Source organism: Rhizobium leguminosarum, from assembly GCF_019798305.1.
Lineage (GTDB): Bacteria > Pseudomonadota > Alphaproteobacteria > Rhizobiales > Rhizobiaceae > Rhizobium > Rhizobium leguminosarum_U.
In genome coordinates, this window is the sequence record NZ_JAAXDD010000012.1 from 150,101 (window position 1) to 172,555 (window position 22,455).

The window sequence follows — 22,455 nt, forward strand, 5'->3', positions numbered from 1 at the left end:
GGCGCAAATTATGACCCGCTCTTTATGTCGCGCAGCAGATCCAGGCCGCGTTGGTATTTTTCCGTTTTCTTGCCGGCCTGTTCGGCCTGCCGGAGATTGTCTTCGAGATCGGCCCGTTTGACGGGCAAGGACAGCGGGTTTGATGCCGCACGTCGGACGAAGTCGTCATCCGGCTCGTCCGGCCGCCGTGTCAGAGCATTTACCGCGGAGACGATCGCCGGCGGAAAGCCTTCCTCCCTCAGCCTGTCGAGCGTCCAGCCGCTGCCCTTCTCGACGACGTCATGAAGGTAGGCAACTGTTCGTGGCTCATCGCCGGAAACCAGAAGGGCTACCCGCTGGCAATGCTCGAAGAACGGGCGGCCGACCTTGTCTGACTGGCCTTCATGAGCCGTAAGAGCGATCTGGATTGCATGGTCGAGATGCTGCATGGCGATCACGGCCCTTCGGCCTTCCTGATCTTCTGCGTGAAAGGCTTTTCGCCCGCCGCCATCTCGATGTCAGGCACCGGAGCCTTGGCGGCCTGGCCGGCCTTCGCTGGTGGGCGATCGAGATCACCGCTCTCGCCGGCGCCTTGAAGCAGCGCCGCGTCATCCCTGTCGTCTTGATCGAGCATGTCCTGCAGCGTCTCATGCTCATCCTCCCCGGCCAGTTCGTCACAGGCTTGCAGCCAATGACGTTTGTCGGCGCCATCCGGGCGGCCCTCCGCCTCCCAGATTTCGTAGGCACGGCGACGGATCTGCTCGTGCTTGTCTATAGCCATGATCGCCTCCAAGTCATTGGGATGAGCCGTCCGAAGGGCGGCCCGGCCGCCTTTCAGGGCGTGTTGATGGTTGGAAGAAAATCCTCCACCTGTTTGCGTTGATCCTTTGGAAGCGTCTCCACCCGTTCCTTCCAGAACCGTTCGGCCTCCGGCAGATCCTCATCCCATTGGCGAACATCGGTGATATTGTCGTCGATCATTGATCGGCGGTGGCCGCCGAGGCTAAGATATTCCTTGGCAAGCTTCAGGCTTGGGGTTTCGGTGCCGCGATCGCGATCTGATGCCGACGTCGCGTTGCGCAGGGCGTTTGCCAATGCCCTTTGGCGATCGATCTCGGCCCGTTCGGTATCGGCGGACCGCGCGTCGTCCGTGCCGCTCTCTGGCGGCACGTTGGATTTAAAAGTCGTCATGGATCACCTTTCGATGTTGTGATCCAATAACCTTCGCAAGCAGTGAGAGTTCCGCGTGGGTGGCGATTGATTTGAGCGGCGTTCGAGGCGGGGCCGCGCATCCGGCGATCAATGGACTGCCATGCTCACCATCCGATAGGGGTGCACGGCTTCGAATTGCGAGATCATCGCCGTTGCCTGCTGTAATACCAGCTCGGCATTTTCCGGATCGTCACGGGCAAGTTCGTCGGCGTTGACGCGGATCGCTTCAGCCATGTTGTTGGAGAGTGCCGCAAAATGCGTATTGCCTTCGACAAAGGCCTCACGCGCCGTATCCTCCAGGCTACGAGCGATGTCAACGAGGATTTCCTCGCGTTCCTCGATACTGAGGTCTTTGATTATATTGGTCTTCTCTTCCATGTCACTCACTCCAAAAGACGTGGGACGGTGATCGAGCTATCAAGCCTCAATCACCGAAGAGTTGGGAACGCCGAAACCCCGATTCAAGCCTCAATGCAGCTCGAACTCGCTTCGACACGCCACTCACTTATTGACCGAACGCAGGGGCCGATTTTCTGTTCCCTGCCGGGCGTTAGCAGTCACCGGCGGAGAGTGCTAATATTTCTGTCGTCCCCTCTTGAAATTGCCGAACCGTCGAACCAGATCATTCGCGCAAGGCGCGCGCGCGAACCTGCACCCCGCCCGGATTGGTCATCCGGTCCGGCCACGTCATCACTGTTTGTCGATGGAGGAAGATATGTCGTTCCGACCGCTTCATGACCGCATTCTCGTCCGCCGGGTCGATTCAGAAGAAAAGACCAAGGGCGGCATCATCATTCCCGACACCGCCAAGGAAAAGCCGCAGGAAGGCGAGGTTATCGCCGTCGGCCCCGGCGCGCGCAACGATGCAGGCCAGATCCAAGCGCTCGACGTCAAGGTCGGCGATCGCATCCTGTTCGGCAAATGGTCCGGCACCGAGATCAAGATCAATGGCGAAGACCTGCTGATCATGAAGGAAAGCGACGTGATGGGCATCATCGAAACCCAAGGCGAAAAGAAGCAGGCCGCCTGATATCCCTGCGGACATCGGTCGATGCTGGAGCGCTTCAGCTTTTCATGGAAACGCAGAACCGTTCCAACCTTTTATTTTACGCAATTCCGAACGGAAATCGCTTCGCACTTTTCCTGGAATTGCTCTGGCTGCCTATGAAGGAGTGAGGACATGGCTGCTAAAGAAATCAAATTCAGCACCGAAGCCCGCGAGAAGATGCTGCGTGGCGTCGACATCCTGGCCAACGCCGTGAAGGCGACCCTCGGCCCGAAGGGCCGCAATGTCGTGATCGACAGGTCGTTCGGGGCGCCGCGCATCACCAAGGACGGCGTTTCGGTCGCCAAGGAAATCGAACTGGAGGACAAGTTCGAAAACATGGGCGCCCAGATGGTCCGCGAAGTCGCTTCGAAGACCAGCGACATCGCCGGCGACGGCACCACGACCGCAACGGTGCTGGCCCAGGCGATCGTCAAGGAGGGCGCCAAGGCCGTTACGTCGGGCATGAACCCGATGGACCTGAAGCGCGGCATCGATCTAGCGGTCGCGGCCATCGTCGCGGAACTGAAGGCCAACGCCCGCAAGATCTCCAACAATTCCGAAATCGCCCAGGTCGGCACAATCTCCGCCAATGGCGATGCCGAGATCGGCCGCTTTTTGGCGGATGCCATGGAAAGGGTCGGCAATGATGGCGTCATCACGGTCGAGGAAGCCAAGACCGCCGAAACCGAACTCGAAGTCGTCGAAGGCATGCAGTTCGACCGCGGCTATCTCAGCCCCTATTTCGTGACCAATGCCGACAAGATGCGGGTCGAGTTCGAAGACCCCTATATTCTCATCCACGAGAAGAAGCTGTCGAACCTGCAGTCGATGCTGCCGGTTCTCGAAGCCGTCGTCCAATCCAGCAAGCCGCTGCTGATCATCGCTGAAGACGTCGAAGGCGAAGCGCTTGCTACGCTCGTCGTCAACAAGCTGCGCGGCGGCCTGAAGATCGCTGCCGTCAAGGCGCCTGGCTTCGGCGACCGCCGCAAGGCCATGCTCGAAGACATCGCCATCCTGACGGCCGGCACCGTCATCTCCGAAGATCTCGGCATCAAGCTCGAATCCGTCACTCTCGACATGCTCGGCCGTGCCAAGAAGGTTTCGATCGAGAAGGAAAACACCACCATCGTCGATGGGTCAGGCGCCAAGTCCGACATCGAAGGCCGTATTGCCCAGATCCGCGCCCAGATCGAGGAAACCACGTCCGACTACGACCGCGAGAAGCTGCAGGAGCGGCTTGCCAAGCTCGCCGGCGGCGTTGCCGTCATCCGCGTCGGCGGCTCGACCGAAGTCGAAGTGAAGGAGAAGAAGGACCGCGTCGATGACGCGCTTCATGCAACCCGTGCCGCCGTCGAAGAGGGCATCCTGCCGGGTGGCGGTGTGGCGCTGCTGCGCGCCGTCAAGGCGCTCGATAATCTCAACACGGCCAACCAGGACCAGCGCGTTGGTGTGGAGATCGTCCGCCGCGCGGTCGAGGCGCCGGCTCGCCAGATCGCCGAAAACGCCGGTGCAGAAGGCTCGATCGTGGTCGGCAAGCTGCGGGAGAAGAGCGAGTTCTCCTACGGCTGGAACGCTCAGACGGGCGAATATGGCGACCTCTATGCCCAGGGCGTCATCGATCCGGCGAAAGTGGTGCGCACCGCGCTGCAGGATGCGTCCTCCATCGCCGGTCTTCTCGTTACGACGGAGGCCATGATCGCCGAGAAACCCAAGAAGGACGCGCCGCCGCCAATGCCCCCCGGCGCCGCCGGCATGGATTTCTAAAAAGGCTGCCGGCCCGCCGCACCCCGGGCGGGCCTTGTCTAAGGGAATAGAGATGGTTCAAACGATCAAAAGCCGATCGCAGGTACCGCTGGACTCCCGCGATCTCGAAATCTGCCAGCAGGTCTTCGACAAGATCAGATCCGATTACCAGGTGACAAAGGACAGCGACGAAGCCGAACGAATGGCGAGCATCATCATCGAGCTTTACCGACAAGGCGTACGTGACCCCAATCACCTGCAGTCGATGGTCGAGGCGGCCCGCGGCCTCTTCGAAACGAGCGAGCGGTAGGAAATGTCGTGCCTGCGCGTCATAAGCACCGCGCGGGATCACACATAATGATGGTCAGCGCGGGTGCCGTCCGGAGGATCTTCCGCGGAGAACGGTCATCTGCTCCTGCTGCACCTCATTTTCATCGTTCAAAACGGCTTGCCAAAGCCTGTTGCCGAGCCGAAGCGACACCCGTTTCGTCCCCTCGTGTTCAGCCCTGCCGATTTCCACGGAGCTGACGACGGAACCATGGCGCATGTGACGGCGAAGATCAGCCAGCGATAATCCGAACCGCTCCGCCAGTTCCGATGATTCCAGGATAAAATCGCCATTTGAATCGCGCTCGATCAGCACCGACTTTTTCTCCAGCTACGCTCCAAGTCCACTCCTCAGGCCACCGCCGCAATAGCATTGTCCTCCTTTGGCAGCAGCCGCGCCACTGCGCTCAGGAGATCCGTCTGCGATATCAGGCCAAGAATGCGGTGATCGTCATCGACAATGATGACGGCATGCGTGCGCCCGTTCGTCAGAACGGGCAATAGCGACAGAGCAGGATCCGAAGGTCTCGCCACCGCCGGCCTCGAGATCGCATGGGCGATGGTCTCGGTGCTCATCGACAACTCCCGTAAACCGACAGCGCCGACGAGACGGCCTTCTGGATCCTTCACCGGCAGTGTACGGATATTATGCTTGAGCAGAAGGTGCCGAGCGGCATCCGGTTCCGAAGCCTCCCCAATGGCGATCACGTCGCGCGACATGATATCCGCACAGCTGATCTTGCCGTTTGAGCGGATAGCCGCTTGCAGCTCGACCTGCTGCAGCAGGCGGCCGAGGTCTGCCCGATCGATATCGAAAGTTTCGTCAAGTGCTTCGAGGGCCGCATCGACATCTTCCTCGCGGAAACCCACCCGCACGGCAGATGGCAGATCGATCGTCCGATGGGTGTTCTCCGCCGATTTCGGAACGACGTGCGGATAATTCCGCTTGGACAGCCTGTGGAACAGCAGGCCAAGACCGACGAGAATGCAGGAGTTCAGAGCGACGGGCACGAAGGGAAAGAGGAATCCCCAGCCGGCAACGACAGGGCCGCCGAGCACGGCGGTCAGCGCGGCGGCTCCTCCCGGTGGATGAAGGCAGCGCGTGAAGGACATCGCGCCGATGGCAAGCGAAACGCCGACACCGGTCGCGATGATCGGATCACGAATGAAATAAGCGGCAATGATTCCCATCAGTGCGGAAATCGTGTTGCCGCCGATGATCGACCATGGCTGCGCAAGCGGGCTTGCCGGGACGGCGAAAAGAAGCACCGCGGAAGCCCCCATCGGCGCGACGATCAAGGGAAGATGCGGTCCCTGCCCGAACAGGTAGCCGCTGATAACGCCGGTAAGACCAATGCCCAGCAAAGCGCCGAAGCATGCGATCAATCGCTCTCGTAAGGTCGCACCAGCCAGAATCGGTGAAAACAACCGGAAGCGGCGGAAGCGGCTCGGTCCCTCTTTCGGGGAAACGGGATAGTGCATGACAAGACCAATTTGAATGTGGATTATGGAGAGCGAAAGGGAGAGGTGCGGGCTAGTGTGTTGCCAGCCGGAGATCTCTGCCTTTGGTCACGCTGAGGACTTCGTGGAAGGCGTTGAAAGCGCTGGGTCGATCATTCCTGCGGTAGACGAGCAGCGTCTCGACGGGTCCCAGCTGATAGGTCTGGACAGGCGTCGGCCAGTGCATGAGATCAAGGACGGATCGCGGCATGACACCGGCCGTTTTCCCGGTCGCAACGCTCGCCAGGATCGCGTGGTAGGAACCGAGCTCGCTCGTCGGCAGCGCGCTCGATTTGCGCGCCCAGTTTTCGGCGATCCTGCGATAGGTGCAGCCGGGTTCCAAAGCTGCGAGTGATCCGACACGCAGGTCGGCGGCGGATTTAATGGAGGGATGCCCGGATGGCAACACGATCAGCAGCTCTTCGACGAAGATCGGCTCCATTTCGAGCGCCTTGAGTTCGGCATCGAAGCTCGAGTCTTGCTCGCGCATCGTCTTGGGTGGACGGGCAATCAGCGCACAATCCAATGCATCAGAGAGAACGTCGCGGGTCAGATCGCGGGACGCCCCCATTGTCAGATGAAGCGACACCTCCGGCCACATCTGATTGAATTGCGTCAGCGCCGCCGGCAGCCTGCTTGCCGCCGTGCTCTCCATGGTGCCGACCCGCAATGTCCCCGATGGGGCGAGGGGCCGCACGGCCTGGCGCGCTTCGAGCGCAAGCGCCACAAGCCGGTTGGCATAGGCGAGAAACGTCTCGCCCTCGCGTGTCAGCGTCATCTTCTTGCCGTCACGGCTGAAGAGGGAAACGCCGAGGTCCTCCTCCAACTGCTGGACGCGTGTCGTCACATTCGACGGCGCCCGCCCTACGGCCTTAGCCGCCTTCGTAACGCTGCGATCGCCGGCAACGGCGAGAAATATCTCGATCGATGAAAGGTCCAATGAAAAGATCTCATTTGCGGAATTAAGACGATAGATAATTCTCTATATAAAAATCATCGCCCCAGCTCAAGCCGGTTTCGGCATCGGACGAAAAACATGAGCCCAAGCAGGGGGCCGATTGCCGAAAAAAGGGTCGCGACGCCGAGGAAATAGCCATGCAAGCCGCGGCATTGCCTCCGTCGGACGACGTATTGAGGGTTTGAGGACTGGCATGAGGTTTGCATGCGCAGAGCTATCTGCAGATCGATCGGCGACGACCATATGTTGCAACTTGTCTTGACCTGTCTTCTTCTGAGCGTCGCTTCAGGCTTGAGCATGCGCCGTTTTCTTCTGCCGTATTTGCCAGGCGGCGATCTCGCGGAGAAATCTGCTCCTGTGACCATCGTCGCAAGCGCCGTCTTTCTGGGGGCAATCGCTTTTACCGTCTCCGATCAGAATCTCTGGGCAAAATCCGTCATCCTGATGGTCGGCCTTTCGCTGGCGGCCATGTTCGACGATGCGAGACCCAGGCTGACGATTGCCCTCTCCGCCGTCAGTTTGGCGGCCTATCTCGGGTTGCGTTCAATTGCCTGAGCCATTCGGCGTCTACCCCCGGAAGGCTTTTGGCAAACACCGTTCGTTCCGGCCACAATGCGAACGCCGACAGGCCCCGGCCGGCATACCCGCCTGTACCGGCGTTTAAACCACGGCGAATGCCGGGTTGTGTCGAGCGCCGATCCGGCCTGCGTCAACCGAGTGCCTGGCTGACGAGCGCATAGGTCCTCGGCTCGTGCGCCGCCTGATGTCTCGGAACCGGGAGCCAAGGGCCGCCGAGCGACATGGTCGTCACGATGTCGTAGACAGGGAGACCGCAGCGGGAGAGGAAATCGGAAAAGATCCCGCCCTGCTCGCGTGTGTCGAGGCGGAGAAACGCCCCTGCATGCTCGGCGGCATGCGGGCGGACGACGGCGATCGCGTCCGCATCGCTGTGCGCCACAATAGGACCGATGACATGGCCACGCCCGAACCGCCGGCAAAGCGAGAAAGCCTCGATCCTGTCGGCGCGGGTCAACACGATGCCTTTGGAATTTGCCATCAGCCGTGCCAGGAGTAGCTTGCGATCGGTGCCGAAGGCCACGCAATCCAATTCGGCGATCGCTTCCAGATCGCCAGCCTCCACTGCCCGTATTGCGGCACCGGACGGTAGCTCCACACCCGGCGGCGATATCGCTTCGCCCTGGCATTGAAAGACGAGCGCCTCGCGAACAAAGTTCAGGGAACGATAGAGACGTCGCGCTGCGCGCGTCGCATTCAGCCCGAGGTTCCGCCCGGCGACCTGCTCGAGCGCGTGGGCCATGAGCCATTGCCCGGCACCATTGGTTTGAAGACGCGGCGAGGTGATGACCATACCGATCGTGGCAAATTGGGCATCGTAGGGAAACCACATCGCAGAGCCCAGGATGCGGCCAATTTCATCGATCGCCACGATGCCCTGGCCGAATTCCCTCAATAACTGCCAGTCTTCGCCACGATGCGGCCAGGCGACGGTCATCGACAGCGCATGCAACTTGTCGAGGGCAACGCTGTCGATCCCGGCAATGTGCGTCTCGAAACTATCGACGAACCTGGATTCGGATGTCAGTTCACTCACTCCCACCCCCTGCCGCTTTTTTCTGGCCACGCCTGCGTCCGGAAACTTCTCTGCCCAGACTAGAACAGATAACTCGATACAATTCACCGGTAAGGCCGGCGCAAACACAACAATCGACCAAATCCGCCGCGCTTTCGGCAAGCAACGCCTGCGCCTCCCTCTACAGTCATTGATAGATTCATCGGCCGGAGTCGGCGTTTACAGTGAGAGCCCAGAAATGTCGCCTCCCCTCAGCCCAGTTGCAAGCACCTCGAAGATCCCCTCACTGTGAGCAATCCCATGCAGGTAATTGAAATTCTCGAAAGGCTCGTTGGTTTTCCCTCCGTCGTCGGCACGCCGAACGGCGAGATCGTCGCGTGGATCCGGCACTACCTGCAAAGCCACGGCGCTGTCGTCACGGAGCTTCCCGGCCCGGAGGGCGATCGGTCGAACCTCTTTGCCACGATCGGCCCGATGGAGGCGCCGGGCTATATCCTCTCGGGCCATATGGACGTGGTCCCCGCAATGGAAGATGGCTGGACCAGCAACCCTTTCCGCCTGCGGGCCGAAGCGGATCACCTTTACGGTCGCGGCGCCTCCGATATGAAGGGCTTCCTGGCCGCGGCTCTTGCGGCCGTTCCGGCGCTGGCGGAAACACCGCTTCGCCAGCCCGTCCACCTTGCCTTTTCCTATGACGAGGAGGCCGGCTGCCGCGGCGTGCCGCACATGATCGCCCGCCTGCCCGAGCTCTGTGCAACTCCGCTTGGCGCTATCGTCGGCGAACCGAGCGGCATGCGGGCGATCCGCGCCCACAAGGGCAAGGCCGCCGCCCGGCTGACGGTCGGGGGCCGCTCCGGCCACTCCTCGCGCCCGGACCAGGGGTTGAACGCAATCCATGCCATTACCGACGTCCTGGTTTGCGCGAGAGCCGAAGCCGAACGGCTCGCCTGCGGCCCGTTCGAGCCTGTCTTCGAACCGCCCTACTCCTCGCTTCAGGTCGGCACGCTGAAGGGAGGCCAGGCGGTCAACATCATTCCCGACAGTTGCGAGGCCGAGTTCGAGGCGCGGGCCATTTCAGGCGCCAATCCGGTCACGCTGCTGGCGCCGCTCCGCGCGGCGGCCGAGGGGCTATCGCAGCTCGGCTTTCAGGTGGAATGGCGCGAACTCAGCGCCTATCCGGCGCTTTCGCTTGCCGCCGATGCGCCGCTTGCGGCGCTGCTTGGCGAACTAACCGGCGCCGAGCCGCTCGCTGCCGTCAGCTACGGCACGGAGGCCGGCCTTTTCCAGCGCGCCGGCATCGATGCGATCATCTGCGGACCTGGCGACATCGGCCGCGCCCACAAGCCGGACGAATTCATCCTCGCCGGCGAACTGCTCGCGTGCCAGGCGATGATCGAGGCGCTTGGCCGCCGCTGCGCCTGATGACATCGAGATCAAGGAGCCGACTCATGACCTTTCTCTTCAATTCCGATGCGAAGCGCGGCGCCATCTTCGCCGAAGCCTTCGCGCGCGAACTGCCGGGCATTGCCTTCTCCATGGATACCCAGTCAGTCGAACCGGACGCCGTGGGCTACCTCATCACCTGGACCGTGCCGGAGGATCTCGCACGCTATCGCAATCTCGAAATCCTGTTTTCGATCGGCGCCGGCATCGACCAGTTCCGCATCGATGCCGTGCCTGCATCGATCAAGGTCGTGCGCATGGTCGAGGACGGCATCATCAGGATGATGCAGGAATATGTGACGCTGGCAGTCCTTGCGCTCCATCGCGACCTGCCGAGCTATCTCGACCAGCAGCGGCGCCGGACCTGGCAGACGATCACTTCTAGGCAAGCCTCGGAACGCCGCATCGGCGTGCTCGGGCTCGGCATGCTTGGCAGCGCAGTGCTCGAACGTTTGCAGCCCTTCGGCTTTCCGCTTTCGGGCTGGAGCCGTAGCCCGCGCGAGATCGACGGCATCCGATGCCTGAGCGGCCGCGACTGCCTCGATACTCTGCTTGCAACCACCGATATTCTCGTCTGCCTGCTGCCGCTGACAGATGAGACGCGCGGCTTCCTGAATGCCGAGCTCTTCGCCGGACTGCCGGCCGGCGCAGCACTCGTTCATGTCGGCCGCGGCGCTCAGCTCGACCACCAGGCGCTCGTCGACGCCCTCGACGCCGGACATCTCTCCGGCGCCGTCGTCGACGTCACCGAACCGGAGCCGCTACCTGAGGACCACGCCTTCTGGAACCATCCGAAGGTCCTGCTGACGCCGCACATTGCGAGCGTCACCCAAGCTGAAACCGCTGCGGCGGCCGTGATCGGCAACATCAAGCGGCACCAGGCAGGCCTCGATCCGATCGGACTGATCAATCGCAGCCGCGGCTACTGAGTTCTCAACCTAGGAAAGCGAAATCATGTCCCTCCTCAAGACGATCGACACCAACCCATTCTTCGCGCCGCGCGAGTCCGGTCCGCTCCCCGAACGGCTAATCTCGGGCAATCCGACCTTCAAGACCTGGGCGCAGGACGTCGCCCGCGGCGAGACGGTTCATAGCGGCGTGTGGGAAGCGACACCCGGCGAGACGCGCTCGATCAAGGGCGAGACCTTCGAGTTCTGCCATATCCTTTCCGGCCTGGTCGAACTCACGCCGGACGGTGGCGAACCGGTGGTCTACAAGGCCGGCGACAGCTTCGTCATGAAGCCGGGCTTCGTTGGCGTCTGGAAGACGATCGAGACGGTGCGCAAGATCTACGTCACCGTGTCATGAAGCCGACGCCGTAGATTTGACTGCCGCAGCGGCGAAAACGCAATTTTTCGCCGCTGCGGCATCACCCGTCGACGCATGCTGCTCGCCTTCCCCGGTTAGGCTTGTCTCAGCCCATCCCGAGGACATGCGATGACACTCAGCTTCGATCCGAACACGATTTCCCTGCCCGTCGGACATTTCATCGGCGGCCGGCTGGTTCCGGCAGAAGCCGTCATCGACATGCATCGCCCATCCGACGGCAAGGCCTATGCCGGCTGCCCGCTGGCCGACGAGGCCCTTGTCGACCACGCCGTCGAAACCGCCAGAGAAACGCTGAAGACGAGCAATTGGGGCGGCGTGCGGCCGCGTGAGCGCACAGTGGCGCTGCAGCGCTGGGCAGACTTGATCGAAGCCGAGGCGGAGACCCTCGCCAGGCTCGAGGCACTCTCTTCGACCCGGCCCATCGGTCATCTCGTCTCCGGCGACATCGCCGTCACCGCCGAACAGATCCGCTTCTTTGCCGAATTCGCAGACAAGGAAGGAGGTGACCTCGTCCCGACCGACGATGCGAACTTCGGCATGATCATGACGGAACCCTATGGCGTCGTTGGCGCCATCACCCCCTGGAATTTCCCCTTGTCCATGGCAGGCTGGAAGCTCGGCCCGGCGCTGGCGGCAGGCAATGCAGTGGTGCTCAAGCCATCGGAAATGACGCCGTTTTCGACGCTCTATCTCGCCGAACTTTCGGTGCGGGCCGGCCTGCCGGCCGGTCTCGTCAACATCGTGCTCGGCGACGGCCCGACCACCGGAAATGCGATCACCGGACATCCAGGCATCTCCAAGGTCAGTTTCACCGGTTCGACCGCAGCCGGCGCGGCAATCATGACCAATATCGCCCGCACCGGCGTCAAGCCGATGACGCTGGAACTCGGCGGCAAAAGCCCGCAGCTGGTCTTCGCCGATGCCGATCTCGAGCTTGCGGCGAGCGCAATCGCCGGCAGCATTCTCTCCAACGCCGGTCAGGCCTGCGTTTGCGGATCCCGCCTGATCGTCGAGGCGAAGGTGGCGGACGCGCTCGCCGCTGCACTCGTCGAGAGGCTGGCGGCCATCCGCCCCGGCCCCACCTGGGACGAGGCGACCGATTATTCGCCCGTCATCTCCGAACGACAGATCGCCCGCATGGACGGCATCATCCGTGCCGCGATCGACGGTGGCGCCGAATGCCTCACCGGTGGCCGCCGGCTCGACCGCGAAGGCTATTTCTACGCGCCGACCCTGATTTCGGGCGTGAGGGCAACTTCGCCGGCGGTTCTGGAAGAAATCTTCGGACCCGTGCTGACTATTCAGACCTTCGAGGATGAGGAGGAGGCTTTGAGCCTCGCCGACCATCCGGCCTACGGGCTCGCCGCCGGCCTCTTCACCCGCGACCTCTCGCGTGCCATCCGCGTGACACGCCGCCTTCAAGCGGGCACCGTCTGGGTCAACCGCTACGGCCGCTCGCGCGACCATATCCTGCCGACCGGGGGCTATAAGCAGTCCGGCATCGGCAAGGATCTCGGCCGCGACGCCTATCTCGCCAACCGCAAGAGCAAGAGTGTGCTCATCAGCCTGTGAGGACCTGCGATGAAAACCTACAAGATCGCCCTTCTGCCCGGAGACGGCATCGGCCGCGACGTGACGGCTGCAGCCTGGGCCGTGCTCGAAAAGGCAGCTGCAGCAAATGGATTTTCTCTTGATGCAACCAGCTATCCCTGGTCCTGTGATTACTATCTGGAGAACGGCAGCATGATGCCCGCCGATGGCATCGAAACGCTCAGATCCTTTGATGCCATCCTGCTCGGCGCCGTCGGCTGGCCTCGCAAAGTGCCGGATTCCGTTTCGCTGCACGGGCTTCTGCTGCCGATCCGCAAGGCTTTCGTGCAATATGCCAATATCCGCCCGCACCGGCTGCTGCCGGGTGTGCAGGGACCGTTGCGGTCCGATGGTTTCGACATCCTCTGCATTCGCGAAAATACCGAGGGCGAATATTCCGGCGCCGGTGGCCGCGTCCACCAGGGCACCGACAATGAGGTAGCGGTCGAGACCTCGATCTTCACGCGCAAGGGGGTCGAGCGCATCCTGCGCTTCGGCTTTGAGCAGGCGCAGGCGCGACGCGGCAAGCTAGCCTCGGTGACGAAGTCCAACGCGCAGAAATATTCGATGGTCTTCTGGGACGAGATCACCCAGAGGATCTCCGCCGAATATCCCGATGTCGAGGTGACGAGCTACCATATCGACGCCATGGCCGCCCGCATGGTCATGGCGCCTGATAGTCTTGACGTCGTGGTCGCCTCCAACCAGTTCGGCGATATCCTGACCGACCTCGGCGCCGCCATTCAGGGCGGGCTCGGCTTTGCCGCCTCCGCCAATATCAATCCTGATCGCTCGGCGCCGTCGATGTTCGAACCGGTTCACGGCTCGGCGCCCGATATCGCTCATCTCGGCATCGCCAATCCGATCGCCGCGATCTGGTCGGGCGCGATGATGCTGGAGCATTTGGGAGAAACGGCTGCCGCCTCAACGGTGATGGCCGCGATCGAGGCGACGACCGCACGCGGCATCGGCGCGATTCCCGGCAAGGACAAGACCGACGCGATCACGGCAGCGGTGCTTTCGGCACTTGGCTGATCAATGGAGAAGAGAATGAACGGATTAAGGGATAGCGATCTGCTTCGTGAGCAAGGGCTGATCGACGGAGAATGGCGCGGGGCTGAAGCGGGGCGCACGATCGAGGTGATCGACCCGGCGACGCAGCATGTGCTGGGCACGGTGCCCGACATGGACGGAGCCGATACGAGGACGGCGATCGCCGCGGCGGAAAAAGCCTTTGGTCCATGGCGCGCAAAGACCAATGCCGAGCGCGGCGCATTGCTGGAAGCCTGGCACGATCTGATGCTCGACAATATCGAGGATCTGGCGCTGATCCTCACCCGTGAGCAGGGCAAGCCACTGACGGAAGCGCGCGGCGAAATCCGCTACGGCGCCTCGTTCATCAAATGGTTCTCCGAGGAGGCGCGCCGCATCGGCGGGACGACCATTCCCTCACCGACGGCGGACCGGCGGATCGTCGTTCTGAAGGAGCCTGTCGGCGTGTCGGCGATCATCACGCCGTGGAATTTTCCGAATGCGATGATCACCCGCAAGGTCGGGCCGGCACTCGCCGCAGGCTGCACCGTAGTCGTCAAACCATCGGACCTGACCCCCTTTTCGGCGCTGGCGCTCGGCGTATTGGCGGAGCGCGCCGGCATCCCCAAAGGCGTGATCAATATCGTCACCGGCATGCCGGCCGGCATCGGCGACGAACTGATGGCGAACCAGACCGTCCGCAAGATCTCTTTCACCGGTTCCACCCGGGTCGGCTCGCTGCTGATGCGCGGCGCGGCCGACAGTGTCAAGCGGCTCAGCCTCGAACTCGGCGGCAACGCGCCCTTCATCGTCTTCGATGATGCCGATCTCGATCTTGCCGTGGAAGGCGCGATCGCCTCGAAATTCCGCAATGGCGGGCAGACCTGCGTCTGCGCCAACAGACTTCTCGTCCAGTCCGGCGTCTACGATGCCTTTGCCGCCAAACTTTCCGCGCGCGTATCGGCCATGAAGGTCGGGGCAGGCACGGATGCCGGCACGGATATCGGGCCGATGATCAACAGGGCGGCAATCGAGAAGATCAAGCGTCACATAGACGATGCGGTGGAAAAGGGAGCGCGGATCCTCGCCACCGCGGGTTCCGTGCCTGAAGGCGGTCAATATGCGGTGCCGATGGTGCTCGGCGGTGCGACGACCGAGATGCAGCTTGCCAGCGAAGAGACCTTCGGACCCGTTGCCCCGCTTTTCCGTTTCGACAACGAGGAAGAGGCGATCCGTATCGCCAACGCCACGCCCTTCGGCCTTGCGGCCTATTTCTACACCGAGAGCCTGAAACGCTCCTGGCGTGTCGCCGAAGCGCTCGAATTCGGGATGGTCGGCCTGAACACGGGGGCGATCTCGACCGAGGTCGCTCCCTTCGGCGGCGTCAAGCAGTCCGGCCTCGGGCGTGAAGGCGCCCAATGCGGCATCGAGGAATATCTCGAAATGAAGAGCTTCCACATCGGCGGACTCTCCTGACCGACAAGACGACAAAGGGCGCCAGGACATCATCCCGGCGCCTTTTGCTGATCCATTTCTGCCTTACTGGAAGCGGTCGAGCGTCTTGTAATAGAGCCCGACCAGCGGCAGGAACCACGGTTTGCCGAAGTGGCCGGGGACGGCCGGCCAGTCGAGACCCTTGATCGGGTTACGGTCGGCCTTGCCGAGGATGGCGTCGGCCATGATCATGCCGAGATGGGTGGAGAGCTGGGCGCCGTGGCCGGAATAGCCCATGGCATACCAGACACCATCGACATAGCCGGCGCGCGGATAGCGGTCCTTGGTCATGTCGACGAGCCCGCCCCAGCAATAGTCGATCTCGACGCCGGCGAGCTGTGGGAAGATTTCACCCAGGCTGGCGCGGAGAATGTCGCCGCTCCTTGCATCCGAGCGTTGATCGGACGTGGCGGAAAACCGGGCGCGGCCGCCGAAGATCAGCCGCTTGTCGGGCGACAGCCGGAAATAGTTGCCGATGTTCATTGACGTGACGCAGGTGCGGTTGCCCGGCATCGTAGCGGCGATTTCAGCATCGGTCAGCGGGCGGGTGGCGATCAGGAAGCTGCCGACGGAAACGATCCGGCGGCGAAAATAGCTGAAGAGCGACGGCGTATAGGCGCCGGTCGCGACCAGCACGTGGTCCGCGGTGACGGTGCCGCGTGCCGTCGTCAGGCTGTGGCGACCATTGCCCTGCCGGTGCTCGGTCACGGCTGCCTTTTCGAAGATGATAGCGCCGTGACGCGCGGCTGCCGTGGCGAGCCCCGCGACATAGCGGCCCATATGCATCATCGCGCTTTTCTTCGAGAGCATGGCGCCATGGAAAAGCGAGCCGACCTCGTTTTCCAGGTCGCTCGCGGTCAGAAGTGCCGTGTCCGGATCGACTTCTCTGTGAACAGCCTCGAAATTGCGGGCAATGGCATCGAAATGCTGCGGCTTGGAAGCAAGCTTCAGCTTGCCGGCGCGGCGGAAATTGCAGTCGATCCCCTCTTCGGCGATGATCGCCTCGATCGTGTCGATGGAATGGTCGAACGCCTTGTAGAGGGCAACGGCGCGCTCCACGCCGAGTGCTGATTTGGCGGACAGGAAACTGTGGGCGAGCCCGTTGTTGAGATGGCCGCCATTGCGCCCCGATGCCCCCCAGCCAACCCGTTCGCCTTCCAGCACGACGACCTTGACGCCGGCTTTCGCAAGCTGGCGCGCTGCGGCAAGCCCGGTGAAGCCGGCACCGATGACGGCGACGTCGTAATGTCCTTCGACGGGGCCTTGAGCGGCGGCGGCAAAGGCTGGTGCCGTGTCGTGCCAGTAGGATTCGAACTGCATCCGCGTGTCTCCGTCAGAGCCCGACGACGCCAGGCAGGCCCGAGAGGTCAGGAATTTCGACATAACCGTAATAGGGGTTGGCCGGCTCATGGCCGCGATTGACCCAGACCTTGTTCTTGATGCCGAGATCGTGGGCCGACATCAGGTCGTAGCGGAAGGAAGACGAGCAATGCAGCACGTCTTCCGGCCCGCAGCCCAGCATATCGAGCATATATTCAAAGCCCTTGAAGCGTGGCTTATAGGACTGCGCCTGCTCGGCGGTATAGACCGCATGGAAGGGCGCGCCGAGCTTTTCGACGTTCGACATGATCTGCGAATTCATGGCGTTGGAGAGGATGACCAAAGGGATTTCCTTGGCGACCTTGGCAAGACCGGCCGGGACATCCGAATGCGGCCCCCAGGTTGGAACCCGCTCATAGACCATCCGGGCGGCTTCGTCGTGAAATGTCACGCCGTTGCGCTTGCATGTCCGCTCGAGCGAATTGTGTACTACCTCGGCATAGGGTTTCCAGTCGCCCAGGATCTCGTCGAGCCGATAGGCGGCGAAATTCTTGATGAACTCCACCATGCGCCGCTCGTCGAGCTCTTCGCCGTAGAGGTCGCGCGCCGCTTCCGCCATCTGAAAGTTGGTCAGCGTGCCGTAGCAGTCGAAGGTGATGTATTTTGGACGGAAGGTCGTCATCTGCGTATCCTTGAACGATCGGAGCTGTCACAATCATAGGCATCGCTTCACCCACAGCTCGCCTGAATTGGCGGCATCGGAAGCAGAATCTATCGTATCGAAAGCGGGGTTTGGCAGAAGGTTGCGCACCTGCCGCGGTCATCGGCCGGCGACGCCTTCAATCGCCGTCGTGATCGTGATCGTGATGCGACGGAAGGTCGAGGCCGAAGGTGTTGACGAGATCGGCCACCTGCGCCGGGCTGAGGAAACGGGGATTGAGGTTGCGCAGCAGTAGATAGAGCTTCGCCGTCTCCTCCAGTTCCTCGGTCGCAAAAACCGCCGCCTCCAGGCTGTCACCGGCAACAACCGGTCCGTGATTGGCCAGCAGCACCGACGAATACTTGCCCGCCAGCCCGCGGATGGCATCAGCCACCGCCGGATCGCCGGGACGATAATATGGCACCAGTGCGGTTTCGCCGGCGCGCATCAGATAATATGGCGTCATCGGCGGCAGGGCGGCGCGCGGATCGATCTCCGGCAGCATGGTCAATGCCACCGCGTGGGTGGAGTGAAGATGGACAATGGCGCGGGCGCTGCCGCGCGTATCGTAAAGGGCCGTGTGCAGCGGAATTTCCTTGGTCGGCTTGTCGCCGGACAGGAGCCGGCCTTCGGCATCGAGCCTGGAGATCCGTGCCGGGTCGAGAAAGCCGAGCGAGGCGTTGGTCGGCGTGACCAGCCAGCCGCCGTCCTCCAGCCGCAACGATATGTTGCCCGACGAACCGGGCGTCAGCCCGCGCTTGAACAGCGAGCGGCCGTATCGGCAGATTTCCTCACGCAGGCGCGCGTCGGACATGACAGTTCCTCCAATATTAGGCGGTTGCCCCTTCGATCAGTTCAAAGCCGAGATCGACGGCCTGTGGCGGCGCATTGGCGACGACCAACTGCGCGGCAATCTGCCCGGTCGCCACGCGCGGCGTTCGGATGGTCGACAAGGGTTGCGGTGTCGCCCGGCCGATATCGAGGCCGTTATAGCCGAAAATGGCGAGCTTTGAGGGGATCGCGATCCCCTCGGCCAGACAATGAAAATAGCCGCCCAGCGCCATGTCGTCGTTGGAAAAATAAACCGCATCGAGATCGGTCGTCCGGGCAAGCAGCCGCTCCAGCCCCAACCTGCCGTTTTCCACGGACGAAGCGCCTGGGAGAATTTCGCGGGCGACGAGCGGGGCGTCATGCGCGCCGAGCGTTTCGCAAAAGCTGGAAAACCGCTTGCCGGCACGGGTATCGCGGTTCAGGTCGTGACCGACATAGCCGATCCGGCGATACCCCCGCTTGAGCAGGAAGGCAGCGCTCCCCCGCCCGGCTGCGCGGTTCGAGAAGCCGACCGCGATATCGAGAGCATCGCCGTCGAGATCGAGCAGTTCGACGACCCGACACCCGCTGGCGCGCAGCATCTTGACCGTGCCCTCGGTATGCTCGCATCCCGCCAGCATGACCGCCGCCGGCCGCCAGGCGAGCATCGCGGCGGCGAGCGCTTCCTCCTTGCCCGGATCATAGTCGGTCACCGAGAAGACCGCCTGATACCGGTTTTCCTCCAGAACGGCACTGGCGCCGCGCAGCACATCGGGAAAGACGATGTTGGACAGCGAGGGAATGACGAAGGCAACGAGACGCGAACCGGTGGAGGCCAGCGTTCCCGCAATCCGGTTCGGCACATAGCCCAGCCGCTCGACGGCGGCCATCACCCGCTCGCGCGTCTTGCCGGAAAACGAACCGTGGTTGCGCAGCACACGCGACACCGTGCTCTCGCCAACACCGGCCGCTTCCGCGACCTCGGCAAGCGTTACCGTCGGTTGAGGTTTGAATTCCATCGTTACGTTTGAACCCGACTGTTGAGGTGGTTGTCCGACCTGCCGGCCCGATGACCACCGCTCTGCCCCCATTTTTCACCGCTCCCGCCAAGAAGCAAGGTTTTTTTGGCAGCGCTACCAATTTGCCGTTGGCAGCGCTGCCAAAATGGATTAATGAAATGGCAGCGCTGCCAAAACGTGGCATGGCGTGCCGCGGGAGGACCTCAAAGAGACCGCGGCAGCAATCGGAGGAGAAAATCATGACGCTGCAGACGCAAGCGCCAGTCGTTGGCGCACATCCCGCCCAGACGCTCGAAGACCGTGCCTATGGCAAGGTATTCTGGCGCATCGTACCCTTTTTGATGCTGTGCTACGTGGTCGCCTATCTCGACCGCGTCAATGTCGGTTTCGCCAAGCTGCAGATGTCGAGCGAGCTCGGCCTCTCGGAAGCCGCTTATGGCATCGGCGCAGGCATTTTCTTTATCGGCTATTTTCTGTTTGAAGTGCCGAGCAACATCATCATGAACAAGGTGGGCGCACGGGTGTGGATCGCCCGCATCATGCTCACCTGGGGCATCATTTCCGCCGCCTTCATGTTCACCTCGTCGGAAACCGTCTTCTATGTCCTGCGTTTCCTGCTGGGCGTTGCCGAAGCCGGGTTTTTCCCCGGCATCATTCTTTATCTGACCGCGTGGTATCCGGCCCATCGCCGCGCCAGGATCATCACCACCTTCATGTCGGCGATCCCGATATCCGCCATTTTCGGCAATCCGCTTTCGGGCCTCCTGATGGACAGGTTTCACGGCACGCACGGCCTTTCCGGCTGGCAGTGGATGTTCCTGATCGAAGCCATTCCAGCCATTCTTTTCGGCGTTGCGACGTTCTTCTACCTTGATGATACGATTCAGGGCGCGAAATGGCTAAACGATGAGGAAAAGCGCGTGCTGACGGCCAGTATCGAGGCGGAGAACCGGGCCAAGACGGCAAGCCCGCACAGCATCGGCGCAACGCTGACCGACCGTCGCGTCTGGCTGATGTGCCTGATCTATTTCTGCTTCGTGCTCGGGCAATATGGCCCGAATTTCTGGATGCCGACGATCGTCAAGGCCTCCGGCGTCAACGGAAACCTCAATATCGGCCTGATTTCGGCGATCCCCTATATCTGCACATTCGTCGTTATGCTGGCGCTCGGACGTTCCGCCGACAGGCTGCGCGAACGCCGCTGGCACCTCGTCGTCCCGGCCCTCATCGCCGCCGGTGGCTTTGTCGCGGCGACGATGGCAACGAGCACAGCGGCCTCGATTGTCTGCCTCTCGCTGGCTGCTGCCGGCGCCATCAGTTGCGCGCCGCTGTTCTGGTCGCTTCCGACGGCATTTCTCGCCGGCACCGGCGCTGCGGCCGGCATTGCCTGGATCAATTCGGTCGGCAATCTCGCCGGGTTTCTCGGGCCGTTTCTGATAGGCTATCTCAAAGACTTCACCGGCACCAACAGCGCCGGCATGTATCTGCTGGCGGCTGCCTTGGTCATTGGTTCGCTGGCCGTGTTGACGGTTCCCGCGAAAACCGTCAATCGCTGAACAACAGCCCCTCCGGGATAGCACCCGGAGGGGCGCAGACCTTTCTCAAGATACCGGAGAAGCTCCTCATGTCACCGCTTGCTGAAAACTCGGGCTCGGCCGTTGTCGCGGCCGTCATCGGTCTTGGTTCCATGGGGCTTGGAATGGCCCTGTCGATGAAGCGCGCAGGTCTCGACGTCGTTGGATATGACGTCACGCCGGCGGCAGTGGACCGCTTCGTCGACGAGGGTGGACGTGGCGCGTCAACCCCCGCCGCTGCGGCAAAGGACGCCGACATCGTCGTCTCCGTGGTCGTTAACGGCGCGCAGACCGAGGCCGTGCTGTTCGGGCCTCAAGGTGTCGCGTATGTGATGAAGCCCGGCGCCGTCTTCATCTCATCGGCAACAATGGATCCAGCCGTCGCGCGCGATCTGGCCGGGCGGGTGGAAGCTCTCGGCCTGCATTATCTCGACGCGCCGATTTCAGGCGGCGCGGCCAAGGCGGCGCGTGGCGAACTGACGATCATGGCATCGGGCTCCAGACAGGCCTTCGACACGGCGCGCCCGGGTCTCGACGCCATGGCGAGCAAGGTCTACGAACTCGGCGACGAGGCTGGAAAAGGTGCGGCCTTCAAGATGATCAACCAGCTTCTCGCCGGGGTGCACATCGCGGCCGCCTGTGAGGCCATAACCTTTGCTGCCAAGCAGGGCCTCGACCTCGACAAGGTCTATGAGGTGATCACGGCCTCGGCCGGCAATTCCTGGATGTTCGAAAACCGCGTGCCGCACGTGCTTGCCGGCGATTATACGCCGCTCAGCAGCATCGAGATTTTCGTCAAGGATCTCGGTATCGTCCAAGACATGGCCCGCTCCGAGCGTTATCCGGTGCCGCTCGCGGCAGCGGCCCTGCAGATGTATCTGGCCGCCTCCGGAGCCGGCATGGGCCGTGATGACGATTCCTCGCTCGCGCGGCTCTACGCCAAGCTTTCCGGCGCTGAATTGCCCAGTTCCACCAGAGAGCCGCAGAGCCTGTAAAAGGAACGCTAGACATGCCGGTTTTTGCCGCCAACCTGACGATGATGTTCAACGAATGGGCGTTCCTCGACCGCTTCGACGCCGCAGCCGATGCCGGCTTTGCCGCCGTCGAATACCTCTTTCCTTATGAAGCCGCGCCCGAGGCCATCGCCGAACGGCTTGCCCGCAACAATCTGCAGCAGGCCTTGTTCAATCTGCCGCCGGGCGACTGGGCAGCAGGCGAACGTGGCATAGCGGCCCTTCCCGAACGGTTCGATGCGCTGAAAGCCGATGTCGAGCGGGCACTGGACTACGCGGCGGCGACGGGCGTCAGACGGTTGCACTTGATGGCAGGCATCGCCGACCGTCATGACGAAGACGCCGCCGCCTGTTACCGGCGCTCCGTCACCTATGCCGCCGGGCGGCTTGCGGAAAAGGGCATCGACCTGCTGCTCGAGCCGATCAACGGGCGAAACATGCCTGGATATTTCCTCAACGACTTCGGCGCGGCTGAGCGGCTGATTGCCGAATCCGGCCTGCCGAACCTGAAGCTGCAGTTCGACATCTATCACCGTCAGATCATCCATGGCGACGTCACCATGGCATTACGACGCCTGCTGCCGATCACCGGCCATATCCAGATCGCCAGTGTGCCGTCACGCAATGAGCCGGATGGGGAGGAGTTGAACTATCCCTATCTGTTCGGCGAAATCGACCGCCTGGCTTTTGACGGTTTCGTCGGCTGCGAATACATCCCGCGCGACCACACACTCGACGGTCTTGGCTGGTTCAAACCTTTTGCACGGAGCTAG

The 22,455-nt window shown here is 62.2% G+C and carries 25 protein-coding genes; 13 read left to right on the plus strand and 12 right to left on the minus strand.

Annotation, left to right across the window (positions count from 1 at the left end):
* Nucleotides 1-8: 8 nt before the first annotated feature.
* The 4 genes from HFO99_RS21925 to HFO99_RS21940 form a co-directional block, all read right to left on the minus strand.
* Complete coding sequence (locus HFO99_RS21925; protein ID WP_222332215.1) at nucleotides 9-428, minus strand: metal-dependent phosphohydrolase; 420 nt, start codon at nucleotides 426-428, stop codon at nucleotides 9-11.
* A 5-nt stretch (nucleotides 429-433) separates the two neighbouring features.
* On the minus strand, nucleotides 434-760 hold the full coding sequence (locus HFO99_RS21930) for a DUF2934 domain-containing protein (RefSeq protein ID WP_222363578.1): 327 nt from the start codon (nucleotides 758-760) through the stop codon (nucleotides 434-436).
* A gap of 53 nt (nucleotides 761-813) precedes the next feature.
* On the minus strand, nucleotides 814-1,170 hold the full coding sequence (locus tag HFO99_RS21935) for a hypothetical protein (protein WP_222331854.1): 357 nt from the start codon (nucleotides 1,168-1,170) through the stop codon (nucleotides 814-816).
* Between the two features lie 108 nt (nucleotides 1,171-1,278).
* The gene (locus tag HFO99_RS21940) at nucleotides 1,279-1,569 is read right to left on the minus strand and encodes a hypothetical protein (protein ID WP_131643281.1); all 291 of its coding nucleotides are present in this window, start codon (nucleotides 1,567-1,569) and stop codon (nucleotides 1,279-1,281) included.
* Nucleotides 1,570-1,906: 337 nt separating this feature from the next.
* On the opposite strand from HFO99_RS21940, the gene groES reads away from it, so the two are divergent.
* From groES to HFO99_RS21955, 3 genes are all read left to right on the plus strand, one after another.
* Nucleotides 1,907-2,221: a co-chaperone GroES gene (groES, locus tag HFO99_RS21945; RefSeq protein ID WP_222331853.1), complete on the plus strand. Its 315-nt coding sequence runs from the start codon at nucleotides 1,907-1,909 to the stop codon at nucleotides 2,219-2,221.
* A 150-nt stretch (nucleotides 2,222-2,371) separates the two neighbouring features.
* A complete protein-coding gene (gene groL, locus HFO99_RS21950; protein WP_222363580.1) occupies nucleotides 2,372-4,003 on the plus strand; it encodes a chaperonin GroEL in 1,632 nt (543 codons plus the stop codon).
* Nucleotides 4,004-4,055: 52 nt separating this feature from the next.
* A complete protein-coding gene (locus tag HFO99_RS21955) occupies nucleotides 4,056-4,292 on the plus strand; it encodes a hypothetical protein (protein WP_222331851.1) in 237 nt (78 codons plus the stop codon).
* Between the two features lie 54 nt (nucleotides 4,293-4,346).
* Here HFO99_RS21955 and HFO99_RS21960 read toward each other — a convergent pair whose 3' ends face one another.
* From HFO99_RS21960 to HFO99_RS21970, 3 genes are read right to left on the minus strand one after another with little or no spacing between them, the layout of a single operon-like run.
* Nucleotides 4,347-4,625, minus strand: coding sequence for a DUF6522 family protein (locus tag HFO99_RS21960; RefSeq protein ID WP_222331850.1), 279 nt, complete (start codon nucleotides 4,623-4,625; stop codon nucleotides 4,347-4,349).
* 35 nt (nucleotides 4,626-4,660) lie between these two features.
* Nucleotides 4,661-5,791, minus strand: a complete 1,131-nt coding sequence (locus tag HFO99_RS21965; RefSeq protein WP_222363582.1) for an HPP family protein — start codon at nucleotides 5,789-5,791, stop codon at nucleotides 4,661-4,663.
* 52 nt (nucleotides 5,792-5,843) lie between these two features.
* A complete protein-coding gene (locus tag HFO99_RS21970) occupies nucleotides 5,844-6,749 on the minus strand; it encodes a LysR family transcriptional regulator (RefSeq protein WP_222363583.1) in 906 nt (301 codons plus the stop codon).
* Between the two features lie 261 nt (nucleotides 6,750-7,010).
* Here HFO99_RS21970 and HFO99_RS21975 point away from each other — a divergent pair, with 261 nt between their 5' ends.
* On the plus strand, nucleotides 7,011-7,322 hold the full coding sequence (locus tag HFO99_RS21975; protein ID WP_222247597.1) for a hypothetical protein: 312 nt from the start codon (nucleotides 7,011-7,013) through the stop codon (nucleotides 7,320-7,322).
* A gap of 154 nt (nucleotides 7,323-7,476) precedes the next feature.
* Here the strand turns inward: HFO99_RS21975 and HFO99_RS21980 are convergent, their stop codons facing one another.
* Nucleotides 7,477-8,379, minus strand: a complete 903-nt coding sequence (locus HFO99_RS21980) for a GNAT family N-acetyltransferase (protein WP_222363695.1) — start codon at nucleotides 8,377-8,379, stop codon at nucleotides 7,477-7,479.
* Between the two features lie 279 nt (nucleotides 8,380-8,658).
* On the opposite strand from HFO99_RS21980, the gene argE reads away from it, so the two are divergent.
* The 6 genes from argE (at nucleotide 8,659) to HFO99_RS22010 (ending at nucleotide 15,228) form a co-directional block, all read left to right on the plus strand.
* Nucleotides 8,659-9,780 (plus strand): acetylornithine deacetylase, encoded by a 1,122-nt coding sequence (argE, locus tag HFO99_RS21985; RefSeq protein ID WP_222363584.1) that lies wholly within the window; start codon nucleotides 8,659-8,661, stop codon nucleotides 9,778-9,780.
* Nucleotides 9,781-9,806: 26 nt separating this feature from the next.
* On the plus strand, nucleotides 9,807-10,730 hold the full coding sequence (locus HFO99_RS21990) for a 2-hydroxyacid dehydrogenase (protein WP_222363585.1): 924 nt from the start codon (nucleotides 9,807-9,809) through the stop codon (nucleotides 10,728-10,730).
* Nucleotides 10,731-10,755: 25 nt separating this feature from the next.
* On the plus strand, nucleotides 10,756-11,109 hold the full coding sequence (locus HFO99_RS21995; protein WP_222363586.1) for a cupin domain-containing protein: 354 nt from the start codon (nucleotides 10,756-10,758) through the stop codon (nucleotides 11,107-11,109).
* Nucleotides 11,110-11,238: 129 nt separating this feature from the next.
* A complete protein-coding gene (locus HFO99_RS22000; RefSeq protein WP_222363587.1) occupies nucleotides 11,239-12,702 on the plus strand; it encodes an aldehyde dehydrogenase family protein in 1,464 nt (487 codons plus the stop codon).
* 9 nt (nucleotides 12,703-12,711) lie between these two features.
* Entirely contained in the window at nucleotides 12,712-13,755 is a 1,044-nt protein-coding gene (locus tag HFO99_RS22005) for a tartrate dehydrogenase (RefSeq protein WP_222363588.1), read from the plus strand.
* A 15-nt stretch (nucleotides 13,756-13,770) separates the two neighbouring features.
* The gene (locus HFO99_RS22010) at nucleotides 13,771-15,228 is read left to right on the plus strand and encodes an NAD-dependent succinate-semialdehyde dehydrogenase (protein ID WP_315857780.1); all 1,458 of its coding nucleotides are present in this window, start codon (nucleotides 13,771-13,773) and stop codon (nucleotides 15,226-15,228) included.
* Nucleotides 15,229-15,291: 63 nt separating this feature from the next.
* Here HFO99_RS22010 and HFO99_RS22015 read toward each other — a convergent pair whose 3' ends face one another.
* From HFO99_RS22015 to HFO99_RS22030, 4 genes are all read right to left on the minus strand, one after another.
* The gene (locus HFO99_RS22015; protein ID WP_222331840.1) at nucleotides 15,292-16,566 is read right to left on the minus strand and encodes an NAD(P)/FAD-dependent oxidoreductase; all 1,275 of its coding nucleotides are present in this window, start codon (nucleotides 16,564-16,566) and stop codon (nucleotides 15,292-15,294) included.
* Nucleotides 16,567-16,579: 13 nt separating this feature from the next.
* Nucleotides 16,580-17,248 (minus strand): haloacid dehalogenase type II, encoded by a 669-nt coding sequence (locus HFO99_RS22020; protein WP_222331839.1) that lies wholly within the window; start codon nucleotides 17,246-17,248, stop codon nucleotides 16,580-16,582.
* A 157-nt stretch (nucleotides 17,249-17,405) separates the two neighbouring features.
* The gene (locus HFO99_RS22025; RefSeq protein ID WP_222331838.1) at nucleotides 17,406-18,080 is read right to left on the minus strand and encodes an aldolase; all 675 of its coding nucleotides are present in this window, start codon (nucleotides 18,078-18,080) and stop codon (nucleotides 17,406-17,408) included.
* Nucleotides 18,081-18,096: 16 nt separating this feature from the next.
* Entirely contained in the window at nucleotides 18,097-19,095 is a 999-nt protein-coding gene (locus HFO99_RS22030) for a LacI family DNA-binding transcriptional regulator (RefSeq protein WP_222363589.1), read from the minus strand.
* Between the two features lie 239 nt (nucleotides 19,096-19,334).
* Between HFO99_RS22030 and HFO99_RS22035 the strand changes: the two genes are divergently transcribed.
* The 3 genes from HFO99_RS22035 to otnI all read left to right on the plus strand — a co-directional run bounded on the left by HFO99_RS22035 (nucleotide 19,335) and on the right by otnI (nucleotide 22,455).
* Nucleotides 19,335-20,651, plus strand: a complete 1,317-nt coding sequence (locus tag HFO99_RS22035) for an MFS transporter (protein WP_222363590.1) — start codon at nucleotides 19,335-19,337, stop codon at nucleotides 20,649-20,651.
* Nucleotides 20,652-20,719: 68 nt separating this feature from the next.
* Complete coding sequence (gene ltnD, locus HFO99_RS22040) at nucleotides 20,720-21,664, plus strand: L-threonate dehydrogenase (protein ID WP_222247566.1); 945 nt, start codon at nucleotides 20,720-20,722, stop codon at nucleotides 21,662-21,664.
* Nucleotides 21,665-21,678: 14 nt separating this feature from the next.
* Entirely contained in the window at nucleotides 21,679-22,455 is a 777-nt protein-coding gene (otnI, locus tag HFO99_RS22045) for a 2-oxo-tetronate isomerase (protein ID WP_222363591.1), read from the plus strand.